Annotated in this window: 24 protein-coding genes and 3 pseudogenes; 17 read left to right on the top strand and 10 right to left on the bottom strand. The window is 66.4% G+C overall.

Translation table 11 applies throughout. From position 1 onward, the window contains the following. Nucleotides 1–71 precede the first annotated feature (71 nt). Both ACGFNJ_RS19670 and ACGFNJ_RS19665 read left to right on the top strand, forming a co-directional pair. Nucleotides 72–548 (top strand): nitroreductase family deazaflavin-dependent oxidoreductase, encoded by a 477-nt coding sequence (locus ACGFNJ_RS19670; protein ID WP_393449693.1) that lies wholly within the window; start codon nucleotides 72–74, stop codon nucleotides 546–548. 62 nt (nucleotides 549–610) lie between these two features. Beyond that, nucleotides 611–2,890, top strand: a complete 2,280-nt coding sequence (locus ACGFNJ_RS19665) for a molybdopterin guanine dinucleotide-containing S/N-oxide reductase (protein WP_393449690.1) — start codon at nucleotides 611–613, stop codon at nucleotides 2,888–2,890. Between the two features lie 1,696 nt (nucleotides 2,891–4,586). Here ACGFNJ_RS19665 and ACGFNJ_RS19660 read toward each other — a convergent pair. Further along, the gene (locus tag ACGFNJ_RS19660) at nucleotides 4,587–5,288 is read right to left on the bottom strand and encodes an NUDIX hydrolase (protein ID WP_393449687.1); all 702 of its coding nucleotides are present in this window, start codon (nucleotides 5,286–5,288) and stop codon (nucleotides 4,587–4,589) included. 342 nt (nucleotides 5,289–5,630) lie between these two features. Between ACGFNJ_RS19660 and ACGFNJ_RS19655 the strand changes: the two genes are divergently transcribed. The 4 genes from ACGFNJ_RS19655 (at nucleotide 5,631) to ACGFNJ_RS19640 (ending at nucleotide 8,151) form a co-directional block, all read left to right on the top strand. Beyond that, complete coding sequence (locus ACGFNJ_RS19655; protein WP_393449684.1) at nucleotides 5,631–6,014, top strand: VOC family protein; 384 nt, start codon at nucleotides 5,631–5,633, stop codon at nucleotides 6,012–6,014. Then, a complete protein-coding gene (locus tag ACGFNJ_RS19650; RefSeq protein ID WP_393449681.1) occupies nucleotides 5,974–6,525 on the top strand; it encodes a DUF2199 domain-containing protein in 552 nt (183 codons plus the stop codon). The genes ACGFNJ_RS19655 and ACGFNJ_RS19650 overlap by 41 nt, the downstream gene beginning before the upstream one ends. A 66-nt stretch (nucleotides 6,526–6,591) precedes the next feature. Next, nucleotides 6,592–7,242 (top strand): transcriptional repressor LexA, encoded by a 651-nt coding sequence (lexA, locus tag ACGFNJ_RS19645; protein ID WP_393449678.1) that lies wholly within the window; start codon nucleotides 6,592–6,594, stop codon nucleotides 7,240–7,242. 33 nt (nucleotides 7,243–7,275) lie between these two features. Further along, nucleotides 7,276–8,151 carry an NAD-dependent protein deacetylase gene (locus ACGFNJ_RS19640; RefSeq protein WP_393449675.1) on the top strand — a complete coding sequence of 292 codons (876 nt, stop codon included), beginning with the start codon at nucleotides 7,276–7,278 and terminating at the stop codon, nucleotides 8,149–8,151. 76 nt (nucleotides 8,152–8,227) lie between these two features. Here ACGFNJ_RS19640 and ACGFNJ_RS19635 read toward each other — a convergent pair. Further along, nucleotides 8,228–8,363 (bottom strand): annotated as a pseudogene (locus ACGFNJ_RS19635) (phosphate ABC transporter substrate-binding protein PstS); the annotation flags it as partial. Between the two features lie 462 nt (nucleotides 8,364–8,825). Between ACGFNJ_RS19635 and ACGFNJ_RS19630 the strand changes: the two are divergent. From ACGFNJ_RS19630 to ACGFNJ_RS19620, 3 genes are all read left to right on the top strand, one after another. Further along, on the top strand, nucleotides 8,826–9,008 hold the full coding sequence (locus ACGFNJ_RS19630; RefSeq protein ID WP_393449672.1) for a DUF6011 domain-containing protein: 183 nt from the start codon (nucleotides 8,826–8,828) through the stop codon (nucleotides 9,006–9,008). Between the two features lie 806 nt (nucleotides 9,009–9,814). Continuing rightward, nucleotides 9,815–10,747: an alpha/beta fold hydrolase gene (locus ACGFNJ_RS19625; protein ID WP_393449669.1), complete on the top strand. Its 933-nt coding sequence runs from the start codon at nucleotides 9,815–9,817 to the stop codon at nucleotides 10,745–10,747. Beyond that, nucleotides 10,744–11,202: an SRPBCC family protein gene (locus ACGFNJ_RS19620; RefSeq protein ID WP_393449666.1), complete on the top strand. Its 459-nt coding sequence runs from the start codon at nucleotides 10,744–10,746 to the stop codon at nucleotides 11,200–11,202. The genes ACGFNJ_RS19625 and ACGFNJ_RS19620 overlap by 4 nt, the downstream gene beginning before the upstream one ends. A 174-nt stretch (nucleotides 11,203–11,376) precedes the next feature. On the opposite strand, the gene ACGFNJ_RS19615 is transcribed toward ACGFNJ_RS19620, so the two are convergent. The 3 genes from ACGFNJ_RS19615 to ACGFNJ_RS19605 are packed head-to-tail and all read right to left on the bottom strand — an operon-like array spanning nucleotide 11,377 to nucleotide 13,616. After that, nucleotides 11,377–11,997 (bottom strand): LysE family translocator, encoded by a 621-nt coding sequence (locus tag ACGFNJ_RS19615; RefSeq protein ID WP_393449663.1) that lies wholly within the window; start codon nucleotides 11,995–11,997, stop codon nucleotides 11,377–11,379. 42 nt (nucleotides 11,998–12,039) lie between these two features. Further along, nucleotides 12,040–12,993: an ATP-grasp domain-containing protein gene (locus tag ACGFNJ_RS19610; protein WP_393449660.1), complete on the bottom strand. Its 954-nt coding sequence runs from the start codon at nucleotides 12,991–12,993 to the stop codon at nucleotides 12,040–12,042. Between the two features lie 8 nt (nucleotides 12,994–13,001). Then, complete coding sequence (locus ACGFNJ_RS19605) at nucleotides 13,002–13,616, bottom strand: winged helix-turn-helix transcriptional regulator (protein WP_393449657.1); 615 nt, start codon at nucleotides 13,614–13,616, stop codon at nucleotides 13,002–13,004. A 92-nt stretch (nucleotides 13,617–13,708) separates the two neighbouring features. On the opposite strand from ACGFNJ_RS19605, the gene ACGFNJ_RS19600 reads away from it, so the two are divergent. The 4 genes from ACGFNJ_RS19600 to ACGFNJ_RS19585 all read left to right on the top strand — a co-directional run bounded on the left by ACGFNJ_RS19600 (nucleotide 13,709) and on the right by ACGFNJ_RS19585 (nucleotide 18,760). Then, nucleotides 13,709–14,920: a pyridoxal phosphate-dependent aminotransferase gene (locus ACGFNJ_RS19600; RefSeq protein ID WP_393449654.1), complete on the top strand. Its 1,212-nt coding sequence runs from the start codon at nucleotides 13,709–13,711 to the stop codon at nucleotides 14,918–14,920. Between the two features lie 42 nt (nucleotides 14,921–14,962). Continuing rightward, complete coding sequence (locus ACGFNJ_RS19595) at nucleotides 14,963–15,421, top strand: GNAT family N-acetyltransferase (RefSeq protein WP_069167238.1); 459 nt, start codon at nucleotides 14,963–14,965, stop codon at nucleotides 15,419–15,421. A 467-nt stretch (nucleotides 15,422–15,888) separates the two neighbouring features. Continuing rightward, a complete protein-coding gene (locus ACGFNJ_RS19590) occupies nucleotides 15,889–17,541 on the top strand; it encodes a heme peroxidase family protein (protein WP_393449650.1) in 1,653 nt (550 codons plus the stop codon). A gap of 553 nt (nucleotides 17,542–18,094) precedes the next feature. Continuing rightward, nucleotides 18,095–18,760 carry a hypothetical protein gene (locus ACGFNJ_RS19585; RefSeq protein ID WP_393449647.1) on the top strand — a complete coding sequence of 222 codons (666 nt, stop codon included), beginning with the start codon at nucleotides 18,095–18,097 and terminating at the stop codon, nucleotides 18,758–18,760. Between the two features lie 170 nt (nucleotides 18,761–18,930). Here the strand turns inward: ACGFNJ_RS19585 and ACGFNJ_RS19580 are convergent, their stop codons facing one another. Next, nucleotides 18,931–19,740 (bottom strand): hypothetical protein, encoded by an 810-nt coding sequence (locus ACGFNJ_RS19580; protein WP_393449644.1) that lies wholly within the window; start codon nucleotides 19,738–19,740, stop codon nucleotides 18,931–18,933. Nucleotides 19,741–20,160: 420 nt separating this feature from the next. On the opposite strand from ACGFNJ_RS19580, the gene ACGFNJ_RS19575 reads away from it, so the two are divergent. Next, nucleotides 20,161–20,412, top strand: coding sequence for a hypothetical protein (locus ACGFNJ_RS19575; protein ID WP_393449641.1), 252 nt, complete (start codon nucleotides 20,161–20,163; stop codon nucleotides 20,410–20,412). Nucleotides 20,413–20,471: 59 nt separating this feature from the next. Here the strand turns inward: ACGFNJ_RS19575 and ACGFNJ_RS19570 are convergent, their stop codons facing one another. Further along, complete coding sequence (locus ACGFNJ_RS19570; protein WP_393449638.1) at nucleotides 20,472–20,855, bottom strand: DoxX family protein; 384 nt, start codon at nucleotides 20,853–20,855, stop codon at nucleotides 20,472–20,474. A gap of 175 nt (nucleotides 20,856–21,030) precedes the next feature. On the opposite strand from ACGFNJ_RS19570, the gene ACGFNJ_RS19565 reads away from it, so the two are divergent. Further along, nucleotides 21,031–21,429, top strand: a complete 399-nt coding sequence (locus tag ACGFNJ_RS19565; RefSeq protein ID WP_393449635.1) for a VOC family protein — start codon at nucleotides 21,031–21,033, stop codon at nucleotides 21,427–21,429. 200 nt (nucleotides 21,430–21,629) lie between these two features. Here the strand turns inward: ACGFNJ_RS19565 and ACGFNJ_RS19560 are convergent. Further along, nucleotides 21,630–22,082, bottom strand: a pseudogene (locus ACGFNJ_RS19560) (SRPBCC family protein); the annotation flags it as partial. An 18-nt stretch (nucleotides 22,083–22,100) separates the two neighbouring features. Further along, nucleotides 22,101–22,631, bottom strand: a pseudogene (locus tag ACGFNJ_RS19555) (YbhB/YbcL family Raf kinase inhibitor-like protein); the annotation flags it as partial. A 120-nt stretch (nucleotides 22,632–22,751) separates the two neighbouring features. On the opposite strand from ACGFNJ_RS19555, the gene ACGFNJ_RS19550 reads away from it, so the two are divergent. Continuing rightward, nucleotides 22,752–23,432, top strand: a complete 681-nt coding sequence (locus ACGFNJ_RS19550) for a GntR family transcriptional regulator (RefSeq protein WP_393449632.1) — start codon at nucleotides 22,752–22,754, stop codon at nucleotides 23,430–23,432. A 53-nt stretch (nucleotides 23,433–23,485) separates the two neighbouring features. On the opposite strand, the gene ACGFNJ_RS19545 is transcribed toward ACGFNJ_RS19550, so the two are convergent. Next, complete coding sequence (locus ACGFNJ_RS19545; RefSeq protein ID WP_393449629.1) at nucleotides 23,486–24,286, bottom strand: GNAT family N-acetyltransferase; 801 nt, start codon at nucleotides 24,284–24,286, stop codon at nucleotides 23,486–23,488. Between the two features lie 417 nt (nucleotides 24,287–24,703). Here ACGFNJ_RS19545 and ACGFNJ_RS19540 point away from each other — a divergent pair, with 417 nt between their 5' ends. Then, entirely contained in the window at nucleotides 24,704–25,453 is a 750-nt protein-coding gene (locus ACGFNJ_RS19540; protein ID WP_393449626.1) for a dienelactone hydrolase family protein, read from the top strand.

Genomic DNA, 25,453 nt, shown 5'->3' with positions numbered 1-25,453 from the left:
TAGATGTGAGATCGCCCTCTGTGCGGCTTGTCGATTCGGGAGGTGGAAAGAGGACGTGTCAGGATTTCCTGATGGTCTCGAATCCGCTGCCGCCGCTGGCTCGACGGCTCGCGCAACAGCGCTGGGTGATGCGAACGGCGCCGGTCGTGCTGCCGGTGGAGCGGACGATTCGGCGGTGGACCGGCGGCCGGATGGGGGTGCTCGATCTGGCCGGGCTGCCCTCGATCGAGATCACCGTCGCGGGCCGCAAGAGCGGGATTCCGCGGACGACGTCGCTGCTGTATGTGCCGCGCGGCGCGGATTTCCTGGTGATCGGCTCCAATTGGGGCAGTCCGAAGCATCCGGTGTGGTCGGCGAATCTGCGTGCCGCGAGCACCGCGACCGTTCGGCACAAGGGCGAGCAGTTCGAGGTGAGCGTCACCGAGGTGACCGGTGTCGATCGCAAGCGGGTGTGGGATCTGGCCGTGGAATTCTGGCCGGGCTACGAGATGGAGTACGAGCTGTCGGGTGGTCGGCAGTTCCGGATGTTCGAGCTGCGTCGCCGCTGAACAGACTGGGCGGATGGATCCTGACTCGCCGCAGGGGCGGTGGGCGGAGTTACGGTGGGTAGATGACCACGCATCTGACGCATTGGGGTGCCTTCGAGGCTGACAGCGATGGTGACCGGCTGACCGCGGTGCGGCCATGGCGCGACGATCCGGAACCGATGCGGTTGATCGAGAATGTGGCGTCGGCACAACATCATCCGACGCGCGTCGATCAACCGTATGTGCGGCGAGGGTGGTTGGAAGATGGGCCGGGGGCCGCGCGGCGTGGCAACGATCCGTTCGTGCCGGTGTCGTGGGAGAAGGCGCTCGATCTGCTGGCCGGTGAGCTGGGGCGGGTGTATCGCGAGCACGGTGCGGAGGCGGTGTACGGCGGGTCCTACGGCTGGGCGAGCGCGGGCCGGTTCCATCACGCGCAGAGTCAGCTGCATCGGTTCCTGAACTGTCTCGGCGGGTATGTGCACCACGTCAACAGCTACAGCCTCGGGGTTTCGCAGGTGCTGTTGCCGCATGTGATCGGCGAGCTCGGCTGGGTCATGCAGGCGGCGACGTCGAAGTCGGTGCTTGCCGAGCATGCGGAGCTGGTGGTGGCGTTCGGCGGGTTGTCGCCGAAGAATGCGGCGGTGTCGCCGGGTGGGGTGTCGCGGCACAACGTGCGCGGGTGGATCGGGGCCGCGCGGGCGCGGGGGTGCCGATTCGTGTCGGTGACGCCGTTGCGCGACGACAGTCCGGCGGAGGCGCAGGCCGAGTGGCTTGCGCCGCGGCCGGGCAGTGATTCGGCGTTGATGCTGGCGCTGGCGCAGGTGTTGGACGCGGAAGGGTTGGCGGACACCGGTTTTCTGGACAAGTACACGGTGGGCTACGACCGTTTCATCGAGTATGTGCGTGGCACGACCGACGGCATCGTCAAGTCGCCGGAGTGGGCCGCGACGATCACCGGCCTTGCCGCCGAACGGATCCGGACGCTGGCGCGCGAAATGGCGGCGGCGCGAACGATGGTGACCGTCAGTTGGTCGTTGCAGCGCGCGCAGTACGGTGAGCAGCCGTTGTGGCTCGGTGTGGTGCTCGCGGCGATGCTCGGTCAAATCGGTTTGCCCGGTGGGGGATTCGGGCACGGCTACGGATCGGCGGCGAGTCTCGGCGAACCCGCGCGGCTGTTCTCGCCGCCGCGACTTCCGCAGGGGCTCAACGGGGTCGACAAATTCATTCCGGTTGCCAGGATCGCTGACATGCTGCTGAATCCAGGGCAGCCGTTCGAATACAACGGGCAGCACTTGGTCTACCCCGATATCAAGCTGGTGTATTGGGCAGGCGGAAATCCCTTCCACCACCACCAGGATTTGGCCAGGTTGCGTGCGGCATTCGCGCGCCCCGACACGGTGGTGGTGCACGACCCGTTCTGGTCGGCGACCGCCAGGCACGCGGACATCGTGCTGCCGTCGACGATGTCGATCGAGCGCGACGACTTCGGTGCGGGGGAGAACGATCGGGTGTTCTTCGCGATGAAGGCGATCACTCGCCCGCACGGTCAGGCGCGCGACGATTACGCCATCCTCGGCGACCTGGCCGACCGTCTGGGCATCGGCAAGGATTTCACCGAGGGCCGCACCGTCGACGAGTGGTTGCGGCACCTGTACGAGGAGTGGCGGCTGCATCACTCCGGTCACGACCTGCCCGATTTCGACACGTTCTGGGCGAGCGAGCACATCGAACTTCCGGTGCCCGACCCCGATCAGGTGCTGGGCGCGGAGTTCCGTGCCGATCCCGACCAACACCCGCTCACCACCCCCAGCGGCAAGATCGAGATCTTTTCCCAAACCATCGACAGCTTCGGCTACGCCGAATGCCCGGGTCACCCGGTGTGGTTGGAGCCGGAAGAGTGGTTGGGCGGACCGGCCGCCGCCGAATTCCCGCTGCAGTTGGTCGCCAACCAGCCCCGCACCAAACTGCACAGCCAGCTCGATGTCGGCACCCACAGTCAATCGGCGAAAGTTGCTGGGCGCGAACCGGTTCGGTTGCACCCCGAGGATGCGGCGGCGCGCGGCCTGCGCGACGGCGACGTGGTGCGCATCGTCAGCCGCCGCGGCAGCTGCCTGGCAGGCCTGATCGTCGACGACGGACTGCGCCAGGGAATCGCCCAACTCTCCACCGGAGCCTGGTACGACCCCGACCCCGCCAACCCAGCATTCTGCCGCCACGGCAACCCGAACGTGCTGACCCCGGACCGCCCATCCTCACGACTGGCCCAGGGCTGCACGGGCCAGCTGTCACTGGTGGATGTCGAACGGTACGAGGGTGTGGTGCCGGAACTGGCGGTCAACCGCCCGCCCGCCACGGCTTTGTAAGGGGCGCAACGGGTTACGTGCGACGAGGGACGGTTGCGGACCCCATCGACGGGAGTGGTTGTTGCGGCATCGGCGTGAGTGAAATGGTTGCTCGCCCTCATTGGCGTGAGAGAAGTGGTTGCTGGGCTTCGTCGGCGTGAGAGAAGTGGTTGCGAGCCTCATCGACGGGAGTGAAATGGTTGCTGGCCCATCGACGGGAGTGAAATGGTTGATCAACTTCATCGACGGGAGTCCTATGGTTGCCACCCGCCCGAAAACAGCCACCATACGACTCCCGCCAACCTCCCTCGAGATCACTTCCCCGAAAAGATCTTTGAACCGGACCACAGCCAAGCAACCCGGTCGGGGACGAGAGAACCCGCACCTGACAGCGGAGGTCAGCCGGGTACGGCACACGACGCCACCACGCTATCCAGTGCAAACCCCGAAACCGTCCCGCTCGCCAGGAAACCGTTCAACCCGCGGATAAACCACCACCCCAAACGCAACACGCCCCACGAAACAGTTCAACCTACGGATTAGACCACCACCCAAACGCAACACGCTCCACGAAACCCACACCAACCCCCAAAGCCGCGCACGCCCAAAGCCGCGCCCGTCCGAGACCGCGCCCGCCCGAGACCGCGCCCGCCCGAGACCGCGCCCGCCCGAGACCGCGCCCCACGGGTCGGGTTGGTCTGCGCCCGTGCCGCTTTGGGCTCGGCGAAGGCAGAGCTCCTTCGGGTATACGGTCTCCTGTGAATTCGGCAGCCAAGGGTTTGCACCGGATAGCGTGGTGGCGTCGTCTGCCGTACCCGGCTGACCTCCGCTGTCAGTCACGGGTTCTCTCGTTCCAGCCGGGTCACTTGGCTGTGCTCTCGTTTCGAGAACTTCAAGATCAAAGACAGAGATTCAAGATCAAAGACTCTCAGCCGCACACTTTCTGTCTTCCCGCACACGATATTGCATGCCAGATCGTGTGCGGGAAGACGAAAGGTGTGCGGCTGCGGAGGTTCGCGATCAGAGACTTCGGATTCGCACTCGTTCTGGGGATTCGCACTCGTTCTGGGCTGCTGGAAAGCGTGCGGATGCACGGAAGGGGTGCGGATTTCGGTATTGGGTGGGGCAGGCCGCGGTTGCCCGCCTCAGGGAGGTCTGCGATCCCGGCATGTGGGATCGCAGAGGTGGTTTCGTGCCGAGGGGGAACTGGTGCAGGTGGCCTCTCGGGCGATGCCTACACCAGTACCCCATGATCAACCGACCAACTCCGGAAGGGGTGTGGTGGCCCCGCCTCGGGGTCTTCGAGACCGAAGACGCTGAGCCGCATAGGGTTTGGTTTCCCGCATACCGAATCGCTGGTGAAGTCGTGTGCGCGAAAGCAAAGGGTGTGCGGTTCCGCCGGGGTAGTCCCGGGTGCCGGTCTCGGAGAGGCCTGCGATCCCGGAATCTGGGCGCACCGGGGTGGCTGATGGTCGAGGGGGCACTGGTGGCGGGGGCTTCTCGGGCGATGCCGCCACCAGTGCCTCGTGATCAATTGACCAACTCCAGAACGGGCGCGGATGCGTGGGAGGGGCGGGTTTGGGGGTTCCGGGGTGAATTGGTTGCTCGGGTGGACTGATTCGGTTCCGACGGGTGCTGCCCCGACAGGCCGAGGGTGCGGCAGGCGATTATGGGCTGCTGGATCTGCTGGGTGCCTTTGAAGATGACGAGGGTCTTGCTAGTGCTGGGTCCAGGCGGGTTGGTCGAAGTGGGCGACGCGGGCGGCGGTGGGGGTGCTGCCGAGGAGGATGACTTCGCGGAATTGCCAGAGCATGGCGCCGGTGGGGGCGTGGATGGTCATTGCGGGGCCGAGTCGCATTTGGAGTAGGCCGAATTCGGGGGTGGCGGGTGCTGGGTTGTTGCGTAGTTCGGGTTGCCGGACCGCGTCGTGGGCGGCGACCCAGTGTGGGGTGTCGTCGGCGGCGAGTCGGGCCAGGTCGACGTGGTGCACAGAGTGGACTTCGTCGGGGCTGGGGTGCAGCGCGGTGGTGTCGCGGAGTGCGGCGACGAACGGGGTGATCGCGAATCCGGATGCGGCGGGGAAGTCGTCGAGACAGCCGATCAGGTCTGTCGGCGCCAGGGTCAGCCCGAGTTCTTCGTGGAGCTCGCGTATCGCGGCCTGCTCTGCGGTTTCTCGCGGATCGAGCCGCCCACCCGGCAGTCCCCACTGGCCGGCGTTGCGCCCGCGATAGGCGCGCCGAATCACGATCACCGCCAACGGCCCGCCGGACTGCTCGACGACGCACAGCACGACCGCCGCGCGCCGCATGCCCGGCGCATCAGGAACCGCGATGCGGGGAAACGTGCTCAACCGCGTCTCCGCGAGCACACGAAACTCGTCGATAGTCCCCGGAATATGCGGCCTTGCGATCGAGCTCATACCCCGATCTTGCCTCAGCGAGCTCCGATATCGGCCGCGCACCTCGTGGAGGCAGCGAGCGTCGGACCATTGTGCGGTCGAGACAGCCAGCGTCGAACCATGGTGCGATTGACTGCCGGCGGGCAGAAGGGCGCGGATTTCGCCAACTCGGTCGCCGAGCAGATTCAGACCAATAGGTCCGAACATCTCGGGGCGGGCCGGATATTGGTCCGAACATCTCGGGGCAGGCCGGATGCGGAAGGCGTTGACCCGATTGCGCGAGATCACCGACCCGTACGCCTGAGGTAGGCGTCGATCGAATTGCGGTGCGCCGGTCCTCGGATCACCGATACGCTCAGGTGCATGATTTTGCGCCACGTTGCTGTCGATTGCGCTGAACCGCGCAAGCTCGCGATGTTCTGGAGTTCGGTCACCGGGTGGCCGGTGGCCGAGGACGTCGACGAGATCGAGGACGACGAGGCACTGCTCAGCGCGCCAGGACCGGTCCCGAGTTTGCTGTTCATTCGGGTGCCGGAAGCCAAGACCGTGAAGAACCGGCTCCATTTCGACTGGATGCCCACCGAACGCACCCGCGACGAAGAAGTCGAGCGCATCATCGCCCTGGGTGCGACCCTGTACGAGGATCACCGCAAGCCCGACGGCCTCGGCTGGGTCACCCTCCTCGACCCCGAAGGGAACGAATTCTGTGTCGAGCGAAGCACACTCGAACGAGGCGTCGACGCCTGAACCTGACCCGGCCCCCGCCGCGGTGACGACCTGCGCCTGCGCGACCTGCGGCGGACCACGCGACTCCTACGACCAGCATTGGCGATTCACGCTGCCCGATCCGGTGCGCCGCGCGCCGGATCGGGAATTGACTCCGGGTACCTGGATGAGCGGGGACACCGCGCACAGCTCGGAGCTGATGATGGTGCCCAACCACGGCGCGTATGCCCGTGCGCTGCTACCGATTCGGCTGACCGAGGGTTACTCGATGACCTTCGCCGTCTGGCTGATGGTGCATCCGAACGATTGGCGGCGGCTCTGCGAGGACTGGTGGAGTCCGGAGTACGCGGACCTGCGCATCTACGGGTGGCTGGCGAACAACATCGAACCGTGGGATGTGCTGACCGCTCCCGTCCTCGCGGTGGTGCGTGACCCGGACAAGATTCCGTACTGCGACAGTTCACCCGAGGAGCGGCTGGAGCGGGTGCTGCACGAGGAATGGCCGCAAGAGTTACTGCTCAAGCACACCTGACGCGCGACACTCCACTGGAATGGCCTGTGCGCCGGTCGGATCGGCGCAGGCCTCTAGGATGCCCCGGTGACCTACGACGACCTCGAACATCTCGACACGTCCCGGCTGCCCGAGCGGCAGCAGCGCATCCTCGCCATCATCCGGGACTGGGTGCAGCGCGAGGGATATGCGCCGAACTCCCGCCAGATCGGGGACGCGGTCGGTTTGCGGTCGTCGTCCTCGGTGTCCAAGCATCTGAACAGCCTGGAGGAGAAGGGTTTTCTGCGGCGCAGCGAGACGATGTCGCGGCCGATCGATGTGCGGATGTTCCTGCAGGGGACCGTGCAGCAGGAGCAGCACGAGGATTCGGTGGCGGTGCCCGTTGTCGGCGACATCGCGGCAGGCACGCCGATTCTCGCGGAGGAACACACCGACGACATGCTGATGATGTCGCGCCAGCTCGTCGGCCGCGGCACCGTGTTCGGGCTGCGGGTGCGCGGCGACTCGATGATCGATGCGGCCATCTGCGACGGCGACATCGTGGTGGTGCGCCAGCAGCACGAGGCACATTCCGGCGAGATCGTCGCGGCGATGATCGACGGCGAGGCGACGGTCAAGGTGTATCGCAGGCGCAACGGGCACGTGTATCTCGAACCGCGCAACCCTGCCTACCAGGTCATCGACGGTGACGCGGCGGCCGTGCTCGGCAAGGTCGTCTCGGTGATGCGCCGCGTCTGATCCGGCCGCGGGCGGCCGTCGTAGGCTGGACTGATGTCGGATGCGAAATCGTCGGTCGGCGCGGAAATCGACCGGCTCGTCGAGTTGCTGGCCGGTCGCCGCATCGCGGTGCTCACCGGCGCCGGGGTATCGACCGACAGCGGCATCCCCGACTATCGCGGCCCGTCCTCGCCACCCCGGAATCCGATGACCTACCAGCAGTTCGTCGGTGACACGGCATTCCGGCAACGGTATTGGGCCCGCAACCACGTCGGCTGGCGGGCGATGGACGGTTCGCGTCCCAATCTCGGTCACCGGGCGCTGGCCCGGCTGGAGCGGATGGGTGTAGTCAGTGGTCTGATCACCCAGAACGTCGACCTGCTGCACACCAAGGCAGGGCATCGCCGGGTGATCGACCTGCACGGCACCTATGCACGCGTGTGCTGCTTGAACTGCGGTGCCTTGATCTCCAGGATGACGTTGGCCGAACGGCTGGAGGCAGCGAACCCGGGTTTCGCGGCCGACGCGAAAGCCAACGGTGTCGAAGTCGCCCCCGACGCCGACGCCGTGGTCGCCGACACCGACGGCTTTCGCATGGTCGACTGTGCGTCCTGTGGCGGCATGCTCAAGCCCGACATCGTCTACTTCGGCGAGAGCGTTCCCAAGGACAGGGTGGCTGCCGCATACGAACTCGTCGACGACGCGGACGCGCTTTTAGTAGCCGGATCATCGCTGACGGTCATGTCGGGGCTCCGTTTCGTCCGGCACGCCGCCAAACACGGTCGCCCCGTGGTGATCGTGAACCGCGGCCGCACCCGCGGCGACGATCTGGCCGCGCTTACTGTCGACGCAGGCTGCTCCCACGCACTCTCTGCACTTGTCGACGCACTCGGCGATACCCGAACCCTCGCGAACGCAGCAGCGGGTTAGCCGACTCTTCCTGCACTGCATGCATTTTGAACCGCATGCGCGGGCGCTATCCGATCTGCATGCGTTTGCATCGCATGCCATTGAAGACCTTGGCCGCGGTCGGGCCGTCGAGCACCGGATCCTTGACACCGTCGACGTTTGTAGGTGACGGCGATCGGACCGAACACGATCGGCAGGTTCCACACGGGGAGCCGCCGCTCTGCACGCGCTGCAAATCGGCACGCCGCGCCGCCGTGGCACCGAATCACGTTCCACCGGTAACGAACTCACTCTTGAGTCGCTTGAGCGAGGTCGGCAGTGCGAGCAACGGGCCCCGTCGTCCACGCGGGCACCAAGCGCATACAGGGATCGACACCGAATTCACGCTCGAGCCGCGATAGGCAAGGCTCGACAGTGCAAGCAAGAGGACCACGTCGTCCACGAAGACACCAAGCGCACATAGGGATCGACACCGAATTCACGCTCGAGCCGCTATCGGCGAGGGTCGGCACTACGAGCAGGAGGACTACTTCGTCCGCAAAGGCACCGAGCGCACATGGGCATCGACATGGGCGGTGCACTGCGGCACCCGTGGATGTACGCGCGCTCCGACCGCTGCGTATGCGCGCGAAAACTGTCGGTAGGTCATGCGACGCTTAGGTTGTCAGTTTGTGGGGCGGCCGGAGGAGAAGGACATGGCCGAGAGTGACGACAGGCCAACGGTCCGGCTGGTCACGCACTGCCGTCGATGTCACGGCTGGCTGGTATCAGCAGCATCGGTGGCCGACGGCATCGGTCCCACCTGCGCGGCTCGCGAGCGGGCCGAAGAACGCGCGAACGCTGCGCGCGAGTTGACGCTGTTCGACGTCGCAGCCTGACGAACCGGACTTCTCGACGCGAACCGTCGTCTGGCACGGTGTGCCGACGAGCGCCGCGCACGACATCGTCACCCCGGACGCGCTGCTGGGCTCGAAGCGTTGACCCTGTTCGCGGTCGCAGCCTGACCGATCACGCGGGTTCAGGCTGCTCGACGTCGCGGTTTGACCACCGGCCGACCACCCGAACCACTCGACGCGAGACTGTCCTCCGGCGCGATGTACCGACGACCGCCGCGTGGGAGTTGATTGTGTTCGCGTCGCAGCCTGACCATCGGCCGATCACGCGGGTTCAGACTGTTCGAGTCGCGGCTTGACCCATAGGCCCACCGCCCGGACCGCTCGACGCGAGCCCTCGTCCGGCGCGGTGTGCCGACGAGTGGTACATGGCTGCGGCAAAGTGCGAGAAGAACTCACCGTGGTGTGCCACTCGTGGATTCGAAGCGAGCGGCTTCGCTGGAAGGGGATCCGGGCGGAGCCGGGCTCGCTGGGGACAGGTTCGCCGAGAGGGGATCCGCCAGGAGGGATCCGCCGGGATCGGGCTCGCGGGGAGAGGATCCGCGGAGAGAAGACTCGCCGGGAGGAGATCCGCGGGGAGCAGGTTCGCCGGGAGCTGGTTCGCCGGGAGCTGGTTCGCCGGGAGTGGATTCGAAGGGGGAGCCCGGGAATGGGACTTCCGGGTCGATCAATCCCTCCCACTTAAACATACATCGGGGTGGTGGGCTTGCGGCAAGGGCCAGGGGGTGGCGCATACTCGCAGGCCGGAGCTGGTGCGGGGGCTGCAGTGGTGCGCGCACAGGGAGGAAGAGATGACTGAGGAGACGGCGCGCGAGGTCGGTCCGTCGGGGCTCGACATCGTGTACGAGCGGTTCGGTGATCCGAGTGTGCCGCCGGTGTTGCTGATCATGGGTGGCGGCGCGCAGATGATCAATTGGCCCGACGGGTTCTGTGCTGAGCTGGCGGGCCGGGGACTGTTCGTGATTCGGTTCGACAGTCGTGATGCGGGCCGGTCGACGCATCTGTCCGATGCGGCGGCTGTCGATATCTATGCGGCGATGGCCGGGGATCTGTCGACTGCGGCCTACAACCTGTCGGACATGGCGGCCGATACCGTCGGTCTGCTGGACGCGCTGGGGTTGGGCAGTGCGCATCTGGTCGGCATGTCGATGGGCGGGATGATCGCGCAACTGGTAGCGGTCGAGTATCCCGATCGGGTGCGGACGTTGACCTCGATCAGCTCGACCACCGGCGATCGTGCGGTGGGACAGGCTGATCCGCGCGTGCTCGGATCGTTGGGGCCGCAGCCGACCGACCGCGCGGGGTATGTCGAATGGCAGGTTCGGGCCTCGCGTGCGCTTGGTTCGCCTGGTTTCGAGTTCGACGAGCAGGCGGTGGCTGCGCGTGCCGCGCTCAGCTATGACCGTGGCCACGATCACGAGGCGATGATGCGGCATTTCGTGGCGGTCCTCGCGTCTGGTGACCGGACCGCGCAATTGAAGGCTGTGCGGGTCCCGACGCTGGTGGTGCACGGTACTGCCGATCCCATGTGCGATATCAGCGGTGGTCGTGCGACCGCGGCGGCGGTTCCCGGCGCTGAACTGGTGACTTTCGACGGCATGGGCCACAATCTGCCGCGCGAACTGTGGTCGCCCCTTGCCGATCACATCGCCGCGCACACAACCCGAATCGGACACGACTCCGGTAGCGGCACATCCGTTCCGGATGGTTCGATCACTGCATGACCGACAACATCGACGCTCCCCGTGTCGTCTCCGCCAGCCGCGATATCGCCGCCGACCCGGCGCGGATCTTCGAGCTGATCGCCGATCCCGCCAAGCAGCCGCTGTGGGACGGCAACGACAACCTCGCCGAAGCCGCTGCGGGGCAACGCGTGCACAGTGTCGGCGCAGTGTTCGCCATGACCCTCACCAAGGGCACCGTCCGCGAGAACCATGTCGTCGAATTCGAGGAAGCCCGCCGGATCGCCTGGCTCCCGGCCGAACCGGCCCAGCGGCCGCCGGGCCACCTGTGGCGCTGGGAACTCGCGCCGGTCGACGACACCGTCACCCGCGTCACGCACACCTACGACTGGACCGGGCTCACCGACGAGAAACGGGTGCCGCGTGCGCTTTCCATCACCACCGACACACTCCGTGCTTCGATAGACCGCCTGGCCGACCTCGTCGAACGCAGCTGACGCGACGCCGATGCCGGTTGGTTCACCGCCGGCAGGCACCGGGCGACGTCGACAGGCGGACAGTTCAACGGTGGCGCACCCCGAGGCCGGCCGATTGCGGATGTGACCTTGGCGAATACGACGGCGGCCCCGAGGGTTCGGGCGCAGGTGGTCTCGGCGCATCGCCGATCCGGCTTACGGCGCCTCGACGGCCAATTTGACGCCGAGGCCGACGAATACGGTCGCGGTGACCCGGTCGAGCCAGCGCCGCACCTGCTCGCGCAGGAAAACCGCCCGAAGCTTCGCCGCAAGCACCAGCAGACCGCTCATCCACAGCAGGCCGATGGTCACGTGGATCGCCACGAGTCCCGCGCCCCACACGATCGAACCGGCCGGAATGAACTGGGGCAGCAAGCTCATGTAGAACACGCCGACCTTCGGGTTGAGCAGGTTGGTCACCAGCCCGGCGCGGAACGCCGACCGCGACTGCGGCTCGACACCGGTCGGCAGCTCGTCGGAGCGCTTGCGCTGCAAGCTCTTCCACAGTGCCGAGCCGCCCAACCAGATCAGGTACGCGGCCCCGGCGATGCGGACGATCTCGTAGGCCAGGTGTGAGGCGGTGAGCACGGCGGTAAGTCCCGCGATGCTCGCCGAGCCCCACACCACGCAACCTACGTTGATTCCGAGCAAGGCCAGGAGTCCGGCACGCCATCCACCGAGCACCGCGTGCCGCAGCATGAGCATCGTGTCCAGACCGGGCACCATGACCGCGAGCAGGGCGACGACGACGAACCCGAGCAACAATCCATCCGACATGCGCACATTCCAGCACCGAACCAGGCGATCCGACAACGCAAATCAGCTGGCGAGGCGGACGATCTCCTGGCAGAGCGTCGGAAAACTCCATCCCGCGGCGCGGGCGGCCAGCGGCAGCAGGCTCGCATTCGCCAGCCCGGGTAGGGAATTGACCTCCAGCACACGCGGCGTGCCGGAGGCGTCGAGCATCATGTCGACCCTGGCGTAGGAGTTGTCGCCGAATCCGAGTGCGGCCGTGGATTTTCTGGCCAGGGTGAGGAGCTGGTCGGTGAGCGCGTCGTCGATGGGTGCGGGGCAGATCTCGCGCGAGCGGCCGATCTGATATTTCGCCTCGTACCCGAACCAGCCCTCGCCCGGTTCGATCAGCACGGGCGGCAATGCTTGTGCGCCAACGATTCCCACGGTGAATTCCGGACCGGGCAGGAACTCCTCGACCAGGACCGGGCCTTCGATCCGCGCGGTTGCCGCCTCGACTTCCTCAGCGCTGCCGCATCGGTAGACCTCGAGGCTGGATCCGCCGAGCGCGGGCTTGACGATCCAGTTCGCACCGTCAGGCAGCGGCTGGTCGGGCAGTGGTGCGCGGGGGACAGGCACCGCGGCCGCCGCCAGCGTGGCGATCGTGTCTATCTTGTTCCAGGACAACGCCATTGCCTCGGAACCGACCCCGGTGCTCGGTATCCCGCGTGCTTCCAGCAGCGCTTTGAGTTCGCCGGATTCTCCGATGCCGCCGTGCAGCGCCAAGAAGACCACATCGCCGTCGAGGCTGCGCAGGAACACGTCGTTGTGCATGTTCGACCGGAAGGCGATTTCGAGACGCTTGGCCTCGGATTCCGGCGGTGCGGTCGCGGCGATGTGCGCGTCGAAGGCCGCGGGCTGCGGCCACACCGCGGGATCCACCTCGTCGACGGCGTAACCCAGGCTGCGGAATGCGGCGGCGACGGCGGCGCCGGACGCGGCCGAGACGGCGCGTTCGTTGCTCTCGCCGCCACCGAGCACGGTGATCTTCAGTGCAGTGTCCCTTCATGTGACTGACCTCGAAAGTCAGTGTCTGCGTTGACGATGTCGGCCAGTGGCCGCGCGCCGGTGGCGACCTCGGTCGCGCTTGCCAGATCCAGATGCAGTTCGAGGTCGGCCTCATCGGCGGGGCCGTCGTGGTGACTGATGCCGTCCCCGCCGATGCGGTAGTGGAAGGTGCTCTCGCCGATGTGCACCGTGACAGTCCCTTTCGGCACCAGCTCGGCGACGGCACGTCCCAACGGCAGCGCGAACCAATGCGCGCGCACGGCGTCGGTGGGCTGGCGTTCGTTGAGAAGTGTTGTCCCCCACACTGATAGCGCGTCGAGCACGGGACGAAGCGCGACGCCTGTCTCGGTGAGTTCATACACCGTGGTCGCCGCGCGCGGACCGGTGCGGCGGCGGGTGAGCACGCCGTCCTGTTCGAGCTCTTTGAGGCGGGCGGCCAGCACATCGGTGCTGATCCCGGGCAGATCGGCGAACAGGTCGCTGTAGCGGCGTGGCCCGGAACTCAATTCGCGGATCATCAGCAGATTCCATCGATCGCCGACGACGTCGAGGGCGCGGCTGACGGCGCAGTAGTGGGCGTAGCTTCGGCGTGGCACGGGTCCACTGTAACGAAGCGCTTGGAAATTCCAAGTGCAAACTTGGAACTTCCAAGTAGAGTGAGCGGCGTCCGCACCGAGAAGGGATGTTCATGCAGGTCAAGCAGTCGAGCAAGTTGTCGGGTGTCTCATACGAGATCCGCGGTCCGGTCGCCGAGCAGGCCGCACGGCTCGAAGCCGAGGGACACCATGTGGTGAAGCTCAACACCGGCAACCCGTTGCTGTTCGGGTTCGAGGCGCCCGCGGGCATCCTGCAGGACATCGTCCGGAATCTGCCCGGCTCGATGGGCTACTCCTCGTCGAAGGGGCTGCTGTCGGCGCGGCGTGCGGTGGTGCAGTACTACCAGAGTCTCGGTGTCGAAGGGGTGGACGTCGAGGAGGTGTTCCTCGGCAACGGCGTTTCCGAACTGATCATGATGGCGATGACGGCGCTGCTGGAGAACGGCGACGAAGTCCTCGTCCCCGCCCCGGACTTCCCGCTGTGGACCGCGGCGACCGCGCTCAACGGCGGCAGGCCCGTGCACTACCGGTGTGACGAGGGCGCGGACTGGTACCCCGACGTGGCCGACATCGCCTCGAAGATCACCGACCGCACCCGGGCGATCGCGATCATCAACCCGAACAACCCGACCGGCGCGGTCTACCCGCCCGAGGTGCTGCGCGAGATCCTCGAGATCGCGCGCAGGCACAACCTCGTGGTGTTCGCCGACGAGATCTACGACAAGATCTACTACGACGGCCTCGAACACACCGCGCTCGCCTCGCTCGCCCCGGATCTGTTGTGCGTCACCTTCTCCGGGCTGTCGAAGTCCTACCGCTGTGCCGGACTGCGCTCGGGGTGGATGGTCGTCTCGGGCCCGACGCAGCACGCGGAGAACTATCTCGAGGGGCTCACGATGCTCGCCGGTCTGCGCCTGTGCTCGAATGTGCCTGGCCAGCAGGCGATTCAGGCCGCCCTCGGTGGGCATCAGAGCATCTACGATCTCACCTTGCCCGGCGGACGGCTGCGCGAACAACGCGACCGCGCCTGGGAAGCGCTCAACGCGATCCCCGGCGTCTCCTGCGTGAAGCCCAAGGGTGCGATCTACGCCTTTCCGCGCATCGATCTCGAGATGTATCCGATCCGCGACGACGAGCAATTCGTGCTGGATCTGCTGCTGCAGGAGAAGATTCACATCGTGCAGGGCACCGGCTTCAATTACCCACGCCCCGACCACTTCCGGATCCTGACCCTGCCGCACGCCGACGATCTGGAAGCCATCATCGAACGCATCGGCCGCTTCCTGGCCACCTATCGCCCATAGCCGCCCAGGTCATGATCAACAGACCATGGCATGATGCACGCGATGTCTGACCAGCTCCGGATCCGTCCCGCCACCGCTGCCGATTACGACGCCATTGCGAACGTGGTCGACGCGTGGTGGCAGCGGCCGGTGACGGCGGCGGTCCCGCGGTTGTTCCTCGATCACTTCGCGGGCACCAGCCTCATCGCCGAGCGCGACAGTCGGCTGATCGGCTTTCTCGTCGGCTTTCTGTCGCCGCACGAACCGAATACCGCCTACATCCATTTCGTCGGCGTGAATCCGCGTCATCGGGGCAAGGGGCTGGCGCGCGATCTGTACGACCGGTTCATCACGCTCGCCCGGGCCGCGGACCGGCAGGTCGTCAAGGCGATCACCAGTCCGGGCAATCAGGGCTCGGTCGCTTTTCATCGTGCGCTCGGTTTCACCGTCGTCGGCCCGGTCCGCGACTACAACGGGCCAGGACGGGACATGATGACGTTCGAGCTGTCACTGAGCTCGTAACCGGTTGTGTCCGGCGCACTGTCGGCATCATGATCAACAATGGTTGTGTTGGCGGTAAATAGTCGTCCGGTGCTTGCTCGAATCGCAATAGCCGCCAGTTGCCCCCGAAAGTTTTGGCTGATCGGGTGGCGATATTCGTATAGCATGGGGTCAGTCCGGAGGGATGGGGTCTCCGGTATTTGATCAAATGTATTGGGGAGGAGTTCAATTCGCGCGCAGGCGGTCGCCTGCGCGGCCTGATCGCGGGCGGATAACCGCTGCGTTCAGTTCGGAATGAAAAACTCGCGCGCCGCATCGGCGATGTCTCGGAACGTAATTCGAGGGTCGCTGCGGGTCGGGGTATTTGACATTTTTTCAATCGACCGACCGATATGTTCGGTCGGCGATATGTCACGCAAACAATGGGGGGCGGCTGCCATGCCGGCATTCGTCCGGAATCACTCACCGAGAACCATCCGGAGGTTCACATGAAAAGGCACGGCAGCGACAGTTTCTACGTAGTCGGCGAGGGGGTGCTCGAGTTCGACAGGGACGGCCAGCCGACCACACGTCAGCCGTTGACGGTCGAGGAGCTGCGCCGATTCCGCTTCTCCCGGCTCGGACCGGTCGGCGCACCGATCGACGAGATGACCAGGGTCGCGTTGGCGAACGCGATCACCGCCGTTGTCCCGCAACCGGATTCGGCGGACCCGCCGATCCCGGCCGGGTTCACCTACCTCGGCCAGTTCGTCGACCACGACATGACCATGGACCGCACCGACGCACAGCTCGGCGCCGACGTCACCGTCGACGAGCTCGTACAAGGCCGCTCACCGGCCCTCGACCTGGACTCGCTCTACGGCAGAGGACCGACCGACCCGCACGACCGAATCTGCTACGCCGATGACGGGGTAAGTCTCGCGGTCGGGACCACCTCGCCGACGACCTTCCCCGACGCGCAGGTCGACGTCGAGATGGAAGGATTCGACCTGCCGAGGGCAGGCACGGGGGCCACCGCCGCCGACCGGCGACGTGCGCTCATCCCCGATTTACGCAACGACGAGAACCTCGCGGTCGCGCAAACTCATCTGGCGTTCATCCGATTCCACAACCGCGTCGTCGCCGAACTCGCGCTCAAGGGCAGGCAACGACTGTTCGCCGTTGCCCGCGAACTCGTTGTGCGCCACTACCAGTGGATGCTGGTCACCGATTTCCTGCCGCGCATCGTCGATCCAGCGATCGTCACCGACGTGTTCCGTAACGGTCGCCGCTTCTTCGACACCGACAGCCACCCGGGCCTCGGGGTGAGCCCGACGATGCCGATCGAATTCTCCGTCGCCGCGTATCGCGTCGGCCACAGCATGATTCGCGGCTCCTACGAATGGAACCGGGTGTTCAACATCGCCGGTCCTGGTTCGAACGCCAGCCTGCTGCTGCTGTTCACCTTCACCGGCACCAGCGGCAACTTCCAAGGCGGCTCACAGCTTCCCGAACTCGACGACCCCAACTCGGGTTTCGTCGACACCCTGCCGACCAACTGGATCGCGGACTTCCGCAGGCTCTACGACTTCACCGAAGTCGACCGACCCGACCTGGTGCCCCCGGCCACCGCGGGCGGCGGCAACGTGACAAAGCGCATCGACACCTTGCTGGTCGACCCGCTGAACATGTTGCCAGCGGGCACTTTCGGTGGACGGGGCACCAAATTCCCTGACATCCAGCGCAACCTCGCCTACCGCAACCTGACGCGGGCCCGCATGGTTCGTCTGGCCAGCGGGCAGCAGATGGCGGAGTTCCTCGGGGTCGCACCGCTGACCACGGAGCAGATTCTGCAGGGCGACAACGGCGCCCGCCTCGACACGCTCACCGCCGAGCAGCAGGTGCGCGTCGCTACCGAAACCCCGCTGTGGTTCTACATTTTGCGCGAAGCCGAGCTCAACAACGGGCTGCTCGGGCCCGTCGGTGGCCGCATCGTTGCCGAGGTCTTCCACCGCGCCATCGAAGGCAGCCGCACCTCGATCGTGCGGGAACCGGCCTGGCGTCCCCTGTTCGGTCCGGACTCGAACACCTTCCGCATGACCGACCTGCTGCTGTTCGCCTTCGAAGGGAAAGCTGATCTGCTCAACCCGCTCGGCGACTAGCGGCGAAAAGGCAACGGGCCCAGTCGGAGTGCTCGGCTCCGGCTGGGCTCCGCTGCGCTAGGTGGCACAGGATTCGCGGCCGTCTCCTGCGTGAGCTTCGCGCCATCGACGACGCGTCGGCCACCTCGCAATCAGCTACTTGACCAGCGCCACCGAGTTCGCCTACGGGATCTCACGGCTCGTCTTCGCCCTGCTTGGTGTTGTTGATCGACGCGATGCGACGGATCGACCGGTCCGACGTGCGACCGCCTGCGTTCGAGGACGACTACGCACGGACCGGAGTGCCGCCGGACGGTAGGTGCTCGTGATCGGCGCGTGGGGTGGCGCGTGGTGCGCGGCGGAGCCGGCGGCTATCCGCGCCGAGCGCGAGACCTCCGCGCAAATGCCGGAGTAGACGAGGTCGACGGTCGTCTTCCCCGTGATTCACGAGCACTCGGCAACGACACGGTTACCATTCCGCATACCCAGCGTCGAGCCGCCGTCGAGGCCGGTGATCGGCGTGTCGGCAAACCCTTGGCTATGATCTGTCGGACCGAGTCACTATCCTGCGAGGATGGTCAGCACTGATTCGGCTCTGCGCCGCCTCCTGCGCGATACGGGAAAATTGCTGCAGCCGTACGGGTTTGATGGCTCCGAGCCGTCCTGGGTGCGAGTCGAGCCCGACGGCGTCGCCTCGATCACCCGCACCAGGGTGACCCGCACCTGGACCGCTGGCCAGCAAGTGCTCGGGTTCAGCTTGCGCCTGAACGCCACCCCGCGGTCGTGGTGGGAGTTCAGCAACTGGCGTAACGCCAGGCTCGGCCTGTCGGCGACACCGCTGGAAAAGGCGAGCGGCCCAGGCCTGATCGAGACCAACGGCCTACCGGACGAGCTGACCACGGCATGGACCGTCCGCACCGACCCCGCACAACCGGGCCAGCATGTCCTGCAGGCCGATATCGACGCGATCCGCGCGCAACTACCGCGTCGCGTCCACGCCTACGCCCGCCGCGCGATCCGGCTACTGGAACCGGACCAGTACCTCGACGAACTCCTGACCCACCCCGACCCCGAGCTCAGAACCTGGGAAGCGATCGTCGTCCTGCTCGCCGACCGCGGCCCGTGCCCGGACCTGGACACCGCGATCGAGCGACTCCGCGAATGCTCGGCAGCACAGGACGCATCGATCTACGCCGAGGACGCCATCACCTACGCACACGCCCGAGCCGCCCTCACCTGAACATCAGTGCTCGAACATCACCGAGCACCGCAGCCTCGGCCGGCGATCATGGTTGACCGTGCCACCGAAGCGGTTTCGCTGAATCAACGTCGATGCAATCGCCGCGGATATCGCGCATGGTGCGGCCGAGCGCGCCGACCGTTGGCTCGGCGCTGAGCCTGCTGCCGACATCACCGCTGCCGCACCCCGTTCCCGGGCAGCGACGAGCGCACCAACTGCGCCACCCGATGGGCGCGTGACCCGGCCAGATCGAAGACGTAGTCACCGTGGCGGGTGTAGACGCCTAGTCGTGGGTACAGCGACCGATGCAGGACGCCCTTTCGCGGATGACCGTCGGCTCCGGCGCGCGGGGGTAGTTTGCGGGCATCGGTGATATCGGCAATGTCGATGCCGAGCACGATGTCTCGGCCCCACGCCTGCTTTTCGACGGCGGAGGCGGCGAAGACGATCCCCACCGGGTACACGGACAGCCGTCCGGCGACCGCGCCCCTGGCGGACAGCTCGTGCGCCCGCTCGTCGGTGTCGGGGTCGTACACCCACGCCGCCGACCACGACCCGATCGGTTCGACGCCCTCGACCATCCGCGCGGACTCCGCGGCGTCTCGGACGCCTGCCCGATCCAGGATCGCAGGCAACACCTTCGCGCGAATCCCCGTGGCCCCGCCGCCCTTTCCGCTCCGGTACCAGCGTGGCGCCCACCAGCTCGGCAGATGCACCATCCCGGCCACCACCAGGACCGCTCCGAACAGCATGGGCAGTGCGACCACCGAGGTCACCAGCCCGAACACCCCCGGCGCAACCCGCTGCGCAAAGCTGAGCGCGCCGCCGCCGAGGGTCAGCAACCCCAGCCCCGGCGCGACGGCGAACAACAACCTTCGCCCGCTCGCATCCCGAACCCACCCGCGCGCCCTAAGTGAGTGCCCTCGCCACGTCCACGCGGCGGTCACCACCAGCAGCGCACCCGATACAACAATGACCAACTCAGCGAACATATCTGGTACCCGATCGGATTCATTCGTTCAACACTCTGCGCCAGGCGACATCGGTGGCGAATGGACTCGTGTCCCGGATTGGGTTGCTGTACAACACAACTGATCCGGCTCCTGGCATACAGTTTGCCCCCGGCACGCCTAGGTGCATCGGTGAAACTACTCGAATCCGAATGTGCAGTCCCACTGGTTGATCCGGCTACCGAACCGTCGCGCTGCGGCCGAACGGGCTCATCACATGTCAATTCCGCGCTGTTCTGGGCTCCGTGCTTTCGGGAGTCGTGTGCGGGTTCATTCAGCGCATGTGGCGTGGATCACATTTTGATTTCCGTGGAACCTGGCGGGAACTTGCGCGTCTAAATCCATGACAGGCAACACCATTCGAGACAGGGGAGTTCTATGAGGTTGCGCATGACCATGGTCTTGGCTTCCGCCGCGATTGTGGGTTCGGGGTTGATCGCCGCGCAGGCGGCAGCGAGTCCGATCGTTCTCGGCGTGCAGGTGCCCGCACGCGTCGTCGACGGCCCGAACAACGGGTGCGTGCCGCCTCCGCTGGGGGAGGACGGCAAACCGTTGCCGCCGCCGAAGGGACCCGACGGTCGTCCGCTTCCGCCCCCGTCCGACCTCAACGGTCTGCCCTGCCCGCCTCCGGGTCAGGCCTGACGGCGGCACCGGTCCGGCGGGCCCGAGACAGGCGATCTGGGCCCGCCGGACCGGTTCTGTCAGCCGAGGAAGGTGTCCGAGGCGAATCCGCCCCAGGCCACAAAGACAGCCAGCGCGAGGTAAACCGCATTCACCAGCACGAGCTTGAATTGGCCGAGCCGCCCGTGCGTGATCATCGCACCGATCATGAGCACCACCCAGCAGGCCGCCGTCACCGCCACCATCCGGGGCGCGATATCGAGCACGGCGGGCAGAATCAGGCCGACCGCGGCCAACAACTCGAGGATTCCTAGCGACTTCACGAAGCCGACGTCGGCGGCCTCGACCCATTCCCCGCCGGAATGCGCGGCCAACTTCTCCTTGGGTATGAACGTCTTCGTGAAGCCGCCGCTGAGAGCGACCACGGCGAGCAGTCCGGTGCAGATCCACAGGGCGATATTCATCAGTTCCTCCTCGACGACGATTCGCACACAAGACACCGGATCGCCGATCCCTGTGACAGTCAAGCAAGATGGCGTGCGCCACAGAGGCGCGGCAGGGGGCGCAGCATCCGAAATGGCAATTGGTACGCGTCCTCTCGATTGCGCCACCTGAAATCAGTGGTACAGAGTGGCATTCGTGCACCTCGAACTGATCACCATCGTCGTAGCCGACTACGACCCGGCCATCGACTTCTTCGTCACCGCACTGGGGTTCGAGCTCGTCGAGGACGTGCCAGCACACACCAATGACGGCCGCCCGAAACGCTGGGTCGTCGTCCGCCCGCCCGGCGCCACCACCGGGATCCTGCTGGCCAGAGCCGACGGCGCCTATCAGCTCCCTGCCATCGGAAACCAGGTCGCCGGCCGCGTCGGCTTCTTCCTGCGCGTCGACGACTTCGCCGCCGAACACCGTCGAATGCTGTCCGCCGGTGTGCAATTCGTCAGCCAACCACGCACCGAGCCCTACGGTCAGGTCGCCGTCTTCCTCGACATCTCCGGCAACCGCTGGGACCTGCTCGGCCCGGCAGCGCCCTGACTCCAAGCCGCCGAGGTCGGATCCAGTCTGTGGCTGTTACCTCGGCGGACGCCCGCTGGTCTGACCGCCCGGCCAGCCGTCGTACTCGTCGGCATCGAAGTTTGTTGCAGCACAACGTGGTCGCGCTGCGTCGGCGGGGTCGCCTCGGCGTTCGCAGTGCGTACTGTGCAGCGGCCTGGCGCGATCGGACTTCCGGATGGTCAGGGGTTGCGGCGGCGAACGATGCGCTCGAGGATGCCGAGAGTGGCTTTGAGGGCGGATTCGGGGACTACCGGGAAGGTGAGGCGCGCCTTCCAATCCGGGTGGACTTCGGACCAGTCGTAGTACGAGGTGACCAGGGTGCCGTCGCCGGTGGGCTCGAGGCGGTAGCCGTAGATGTGGCGGGCATGTGGTCGGACGCGGGCACCTTCGACGGTCCAGGCGATCTCCTTGTCCTGGTTGAACTTTGTGATGACAACCTCGACCTCGTATCGGCCCAGCGGAACATCGCCGAGAGCTTCGCGGTCCATGTGGACCAAGAAGCGGTCGCCGGGCTGGGCGACCGGGTCGCCTTCGGCATCGATGAGCATGCCGGAGGCATCGATGTCCACATGGCCTTTCGGGTCGGTGAGGATCGCGAAGAGGGCCGCAGCCGGTGCGGGGATGACACGGGAGACCTCGATCCGTTCGCTGCCCGGTGTTTCCGCCGTCGCGATCAGGATCGCGCGACCGAGGACGTGACCCGACATGGTGAAGCCGAGCAAGGCAGGGGTGGCGTCCGCAGAGACGCCGATGGAGTCGACGTCGAGCGCGTGAACCACGACGAAGTAGCGATGCGGCCCATGCCCGGCCGGTGGTGCGGCGCCGAGGAATTGGGTTGTGCGCGCGTCGTTGGACACCTGATAAGCGCCCGCGGGCAGGCCCGAACCAGCCTCGTCGCCCGCACCCTCGGGGAGCTCGGTGACGGTGGCGGGGATGTCGGCCACGGCCCAATGCCAGAACCCCGAGCCAGTGGGGGCGTCGGGGTCGTAGACGGTGACGGCGTAACTCTTGGTGCCTGCCGGAGCGCCACTCCAGGACAGCTGCGGGGAGAGGTCTTTCCCGCCGGGGACGCCGGCGGAGAGCTGCTCGGGTGACCAGGCGGCGCCGTCGGTGACGCTGGTGCTGGTGACGGTGAAGGAGGCCGCCTCGGGGAGGCGAGCGAAGGGGTCGTTGGCGCTCATCGCGTCGGTCCTTTCAAGCACGTGGTGCGAAGGCGGGTAGATGAACGTCGATGTTTCATCGCCCGTGATCGACAGTAGCAAAGATAATCGATTATTGAAGAGATCGTCTATGATGCTGGCATGACCTCGACGGCCGCCACCCCGGGCAAACAGATGCTCTCCGAGCAGGTCTACGCACACCTGCGGGGTGCGATCATGCGCGGAGACTTCGCCCCCGGTGCCGCCCTGAAACCGCAGGACCTCGCGAAGGAACACGGCGTGAGCTTGGCTGTCGTCCGCGAGGCCCTCGTGCGATTGGTCGGCGAAGGCATGGCCGACCGGCTGCCCAATCGCGGCTTCGCCGTCCCCGCGTTCTCCGATCGCCGCTGGCAAGACATCGCCGAGGCGCGCCGGACCATCGAACCGGTCCTGCTCCGGATGTCCATCGAGCGCGGCGACCTCGACTGGGAGGCGCGCGTGCGGGCCGCCCACCACCGGCTGTCCCGCACGCCGGCATGGGTGCCCGAGGAGGGCAAGCATTACAGCGAGGCGTGGGCCGAAGCGCACCGGATCTTCCACCGCACCTTGCTGGACGGCTGCGGCAATCCCGTCCTGCTGCAGACCTTCGACCGCATGTGGACCGCGAGCGAGCTGGCACGCCGCTGGTCAGGACTGCGCAACCCCGACCGCGACGGCGACGAAGAACACCGCAGGCTGGAGGAAGCAGCATTGGCGCGCGACGCCGACACTGCCGCAGCGATATTGGCGCGGCACCTCACGTTGACCGCGGCCGGACTGACCGAGGACACGACGGCGTCGTAGTATCGAAAACGCCTGCGCCCCAAGTGGAATCGGTCCCGGCCGGGAAGCGTGGCTCAAGGCCACGGCCGACCGGTGTCGTAGATGATCCGATCCGACTCGCCGAGCAGCCGGTACATTTCGACCCGGAGACCATGCGGACCTTCTGCCTCCCTGCCCGTCCAGCCGAAGCCGTGCCGTCGATAGACGTTGTCGGCGCGCAGGTTTTCTTCGCGGACCCAGAGAACCACCCGCCGGTAGTCGTTGTCTGTGGCCCAATCCACCACCGACTGAATCAAGTGGTTCGAGGCGCCGCTGCCCTGGGCTTCCGGCGCCACGAACATGGATACCAGCTCGACGGTATCCGGCCGCTCGTGTTTCACCACCGCTACCGCCCCGGTCGGTTCGCCGTTCTGGAGGGCGACGAACTTGGCGTGGCGTGCTTGCGCGCGCCGGCGCCATTCCTCGGCGGAACGCGCGAACATTTCGTCGAACGTCGTCTTGTACTCCGCAGGCGCTGCGGCGAGTGTCCTCAGCGAGATCTCACGATCCAGCTGCCAGTCATCCGGAGTCAGTTGCCGTATCGCCGTCGGCGTCTCGTGGGCAGGCGGACCGTGCGGCGGCCCGGCGGACAGTAGCGGCGGGTCCCAGTCCATCGGGCATCCGTTCGAGTCGAAAGGCCGCCCGTCCTGGTCACGTCGACCGCTCGTCATCCACGAGCCGAGGTGCCATTGCGCTGGTACGGGACTCGACAAGTCGCCGTCGGTGTATGTCCGGACCGCGGTCTCGATGGCTCGTGCGCCGATGTGCTGGCCACGGGCGGCTGCGGCGATTTCTGTCGTCGCACGAGTCGCGTGCAGCTCCACTCTGTCGGTCACTCCGCGCATGAGAGCCCTCAGGATCTCCGCCCTCAGCACCCAGCTCGCCCAACCTTCCTGGACCCTCCACGAATGACTCCTTTCGGCCCTATCGGACCACAGTCGGAGCCGGACGAGAAAGCGGGGAACCTCAGCGCAGCACGGGACAATTCGATCGGCCCGCGGCGGTGGGGGAGTGCTGCTGCGGTCGAAGGGTTCGCTGATCAAGGCGGCGGACTGTGCGCGGATGGGCTATGCTCGTCGGCGATGACTACCGGGACTGCCTCGCGGCGCACACGGATTGGTGACCCGGTGCTCTTCTGAGCGCCGTGCGGGCCGATAGGTGCCCGCTGGTGGATCGCGGAACAGGGTTCGCGCGTGGCCCGCCTCCGTCGTATTGATCACAGCTTCGACAGATCAACTACGACAGGACAATTCATGCCATCCACGACTCTGCAGATTACCACCGCCGACGGCTCGGCCGACGCCTTCGCGGCCTTCCCCGACGACGGCGAGCAACACCCAGGGGTGCTGTTGTACATGGACGTTTTCGGCGTGCGGCCCGTGTTGGAGCAGCGCGCCCGCGAACTGGCCGAACACGGGTATTACGTGCTCGTCCCCAACGTCTACTACCGGCACGGCACGACACCGCTGGTCGAACTTCCCGAGCACATCAGCAACGACGCCCGGATCGCGATCGTCGACCAGCTGATGCCGTTTGTCGAGGCGCACACCGTCGACCGGGTCCTGCGGGACGCCGACGCCTACGTCAGCTTCCTCACTGCCCAACCCGAGGTCAGCGCCGGACCGGTCGCCGCGATCGGCTACTGCATGGGCGCGGTTCTCGCGCTGCGCACCGCGGCAGCCGACCCGGACCGGGTGGCGGCCGTCGCCGGATTCCACCCGGGCCTGCTGGTCACCGACGCACCGGAAAGCCCACATCGCCTCGCCCCCAGGCTGACTGCCCGAATCCACCTCGCCCACGCCGAACCCGACATGACACCCGAGGCCATCGCCGAACTCGACCATGCGTTGGACGCCGCAGGGGTCGACTACACCTCCGAGATCTACCCGGGCACCGTGCACGGCTTCACCATGTCCGACACCAGTGCCTTCAACCCTGCTGCCCTGCAACACCATTGGGATCGCCTGATCCCGCTCCTCGCAGGCACCCTGACTACCGGGTGA

This window comes from Nocardia sp. NPDC049149, assembly GCF_043197455.1.
Classification (GTDB): Bacteria; Actinomycetota; Actinomycetes; order Mycobacteriales; family Mycobacteriaceae; genus Nocardia.
Note: the sequence above shows the minus strand (reverse complement) of the source record. Positions and strands in the feature narration are given on the sequence as shown.

Bases quoted from the DNA above. Each gene is read 5' to 3' on its own strand.
- ACGFNJ_RS19595 (WP_069167238.1), top strand. From the start codon at position 14,963: ATGTCTGACCAGCTCCGGATCCGTCCCGCCACCGCTGCCGATTACGAC.
- ACGFNJ_RS19570 (WP_393449638.1), bottom strand. From the start codon at position 20,855: ATGAATATCGCCCTGTGGATCTGCACCGGACTGCTCGCCGTGGTCGCT.
- ACGFNJ_RS19640 (WP_393449675.1), top strand. From the start codon at position 7,276: ATGTCGGATGCGAAATCGTCGGTCGGCGCGGAAATCGACCGGCTCGTC.
- ACGFNJ_RS19625 (WP_393449669.1), top strand. From the start codon at position 9,815: ATGACTGAGGAGACGGCGCGCGAGGTCGGTCCGTCGGGGCTCGACATC.
- ACGFNJ_RS19630 (WP_393449672.1), top strand. From the start codon at position 8,826: ATGGCCGAGAGTGACGACAGGCCAACGGTCCGGCTGGTCACGCACTGC.
- ACGFNJ_RS19600 (WP_393449654.1), top strand. From the start codon at position 13,709: ATGCAGGTCAAGCAGTCGAGCAAGTTGTCGGGTGTCTCATACGAGATC.
- ACGFNJ_RS19585 (WP_393449647.1), top strand. From the start codon at position 18,095: ATGGTCAGCACTGATTCGGCTCTGCGCCGCCTCCTGCGCGATACGGGA.
- ACGFNJ_RS19575 (WP_393449641.1), top strand. From the start codon at position 20,161: ATGACCATGGTCTTGGCTTCCGCCGCGATTGTGGGTTCGGGGTTGATC.
- ACGFNJ_RS19615 (WP_393449663.1), bottom strand. From the start codon at position 11,997: ATGTCGGATGGATTGTTGCTCGGGTTCGTCGTCGTCGCCCTGCTCGCG.
- ACGFNJ_RS19665 (WP_393449690.1), top strand. From the start codon at position 611: ATGACCACGCATCTGACGCATTGGGGTGCCTTCGAGGCTGACAGCGAT.
- ACGFNJ_RS19540 (WP_393449626.1), top strand. From the start codon at position 24,704: ATGCCATCCACGACTCTGCAGATTACCACCGCCGACGGCTCGGCCGAC.
- ACGFNJ_RS19590 (WP_393449650.1), top strand. From the start codon at position 15,889: ATGAAAAGGCACGGCAGCGACAGTTTCTACGTAGTCGGCGAGGGGGTG.
- ACGFNJ_RS19670 (WP_393449693.1), top strand. From the start codon at position 72: ATGGTCTCGAATCCGCTGCCGCCGCTGGCTCGACGGCTCGCGCAACAG.
- ACGFNJ_RS19620 (WP_393449666.1), top strand. From the start codon at position 10,744: ATGACCGACAACATCGACGCTCCCCGTGTCGTCTCCGCCAGCCGCGAT.
- ACGFNJ_RS19655 (WP_393449684.1), top strand. From the start codon at position 5,631: ATGATTTTGCGCCACGTTGCTGTCGATTGCGCTGAACCGCGCAAGCTC.
- ACGFNJ_RS19660 (WP_393449687.1), bottom strand. From the start codon at position 5,288: ATGAGCTCGATCGCAAGGCCGCATATTCCGGGGACTATCGACGAGTTT.
- ACGFNJ_RS19550 (WP_393449632.1), top strand. From the start codon at position 22,752: ATGACCTCGACGGCCGCCACCCCGGGCAAACAGATGCTCTCCGAGCAG.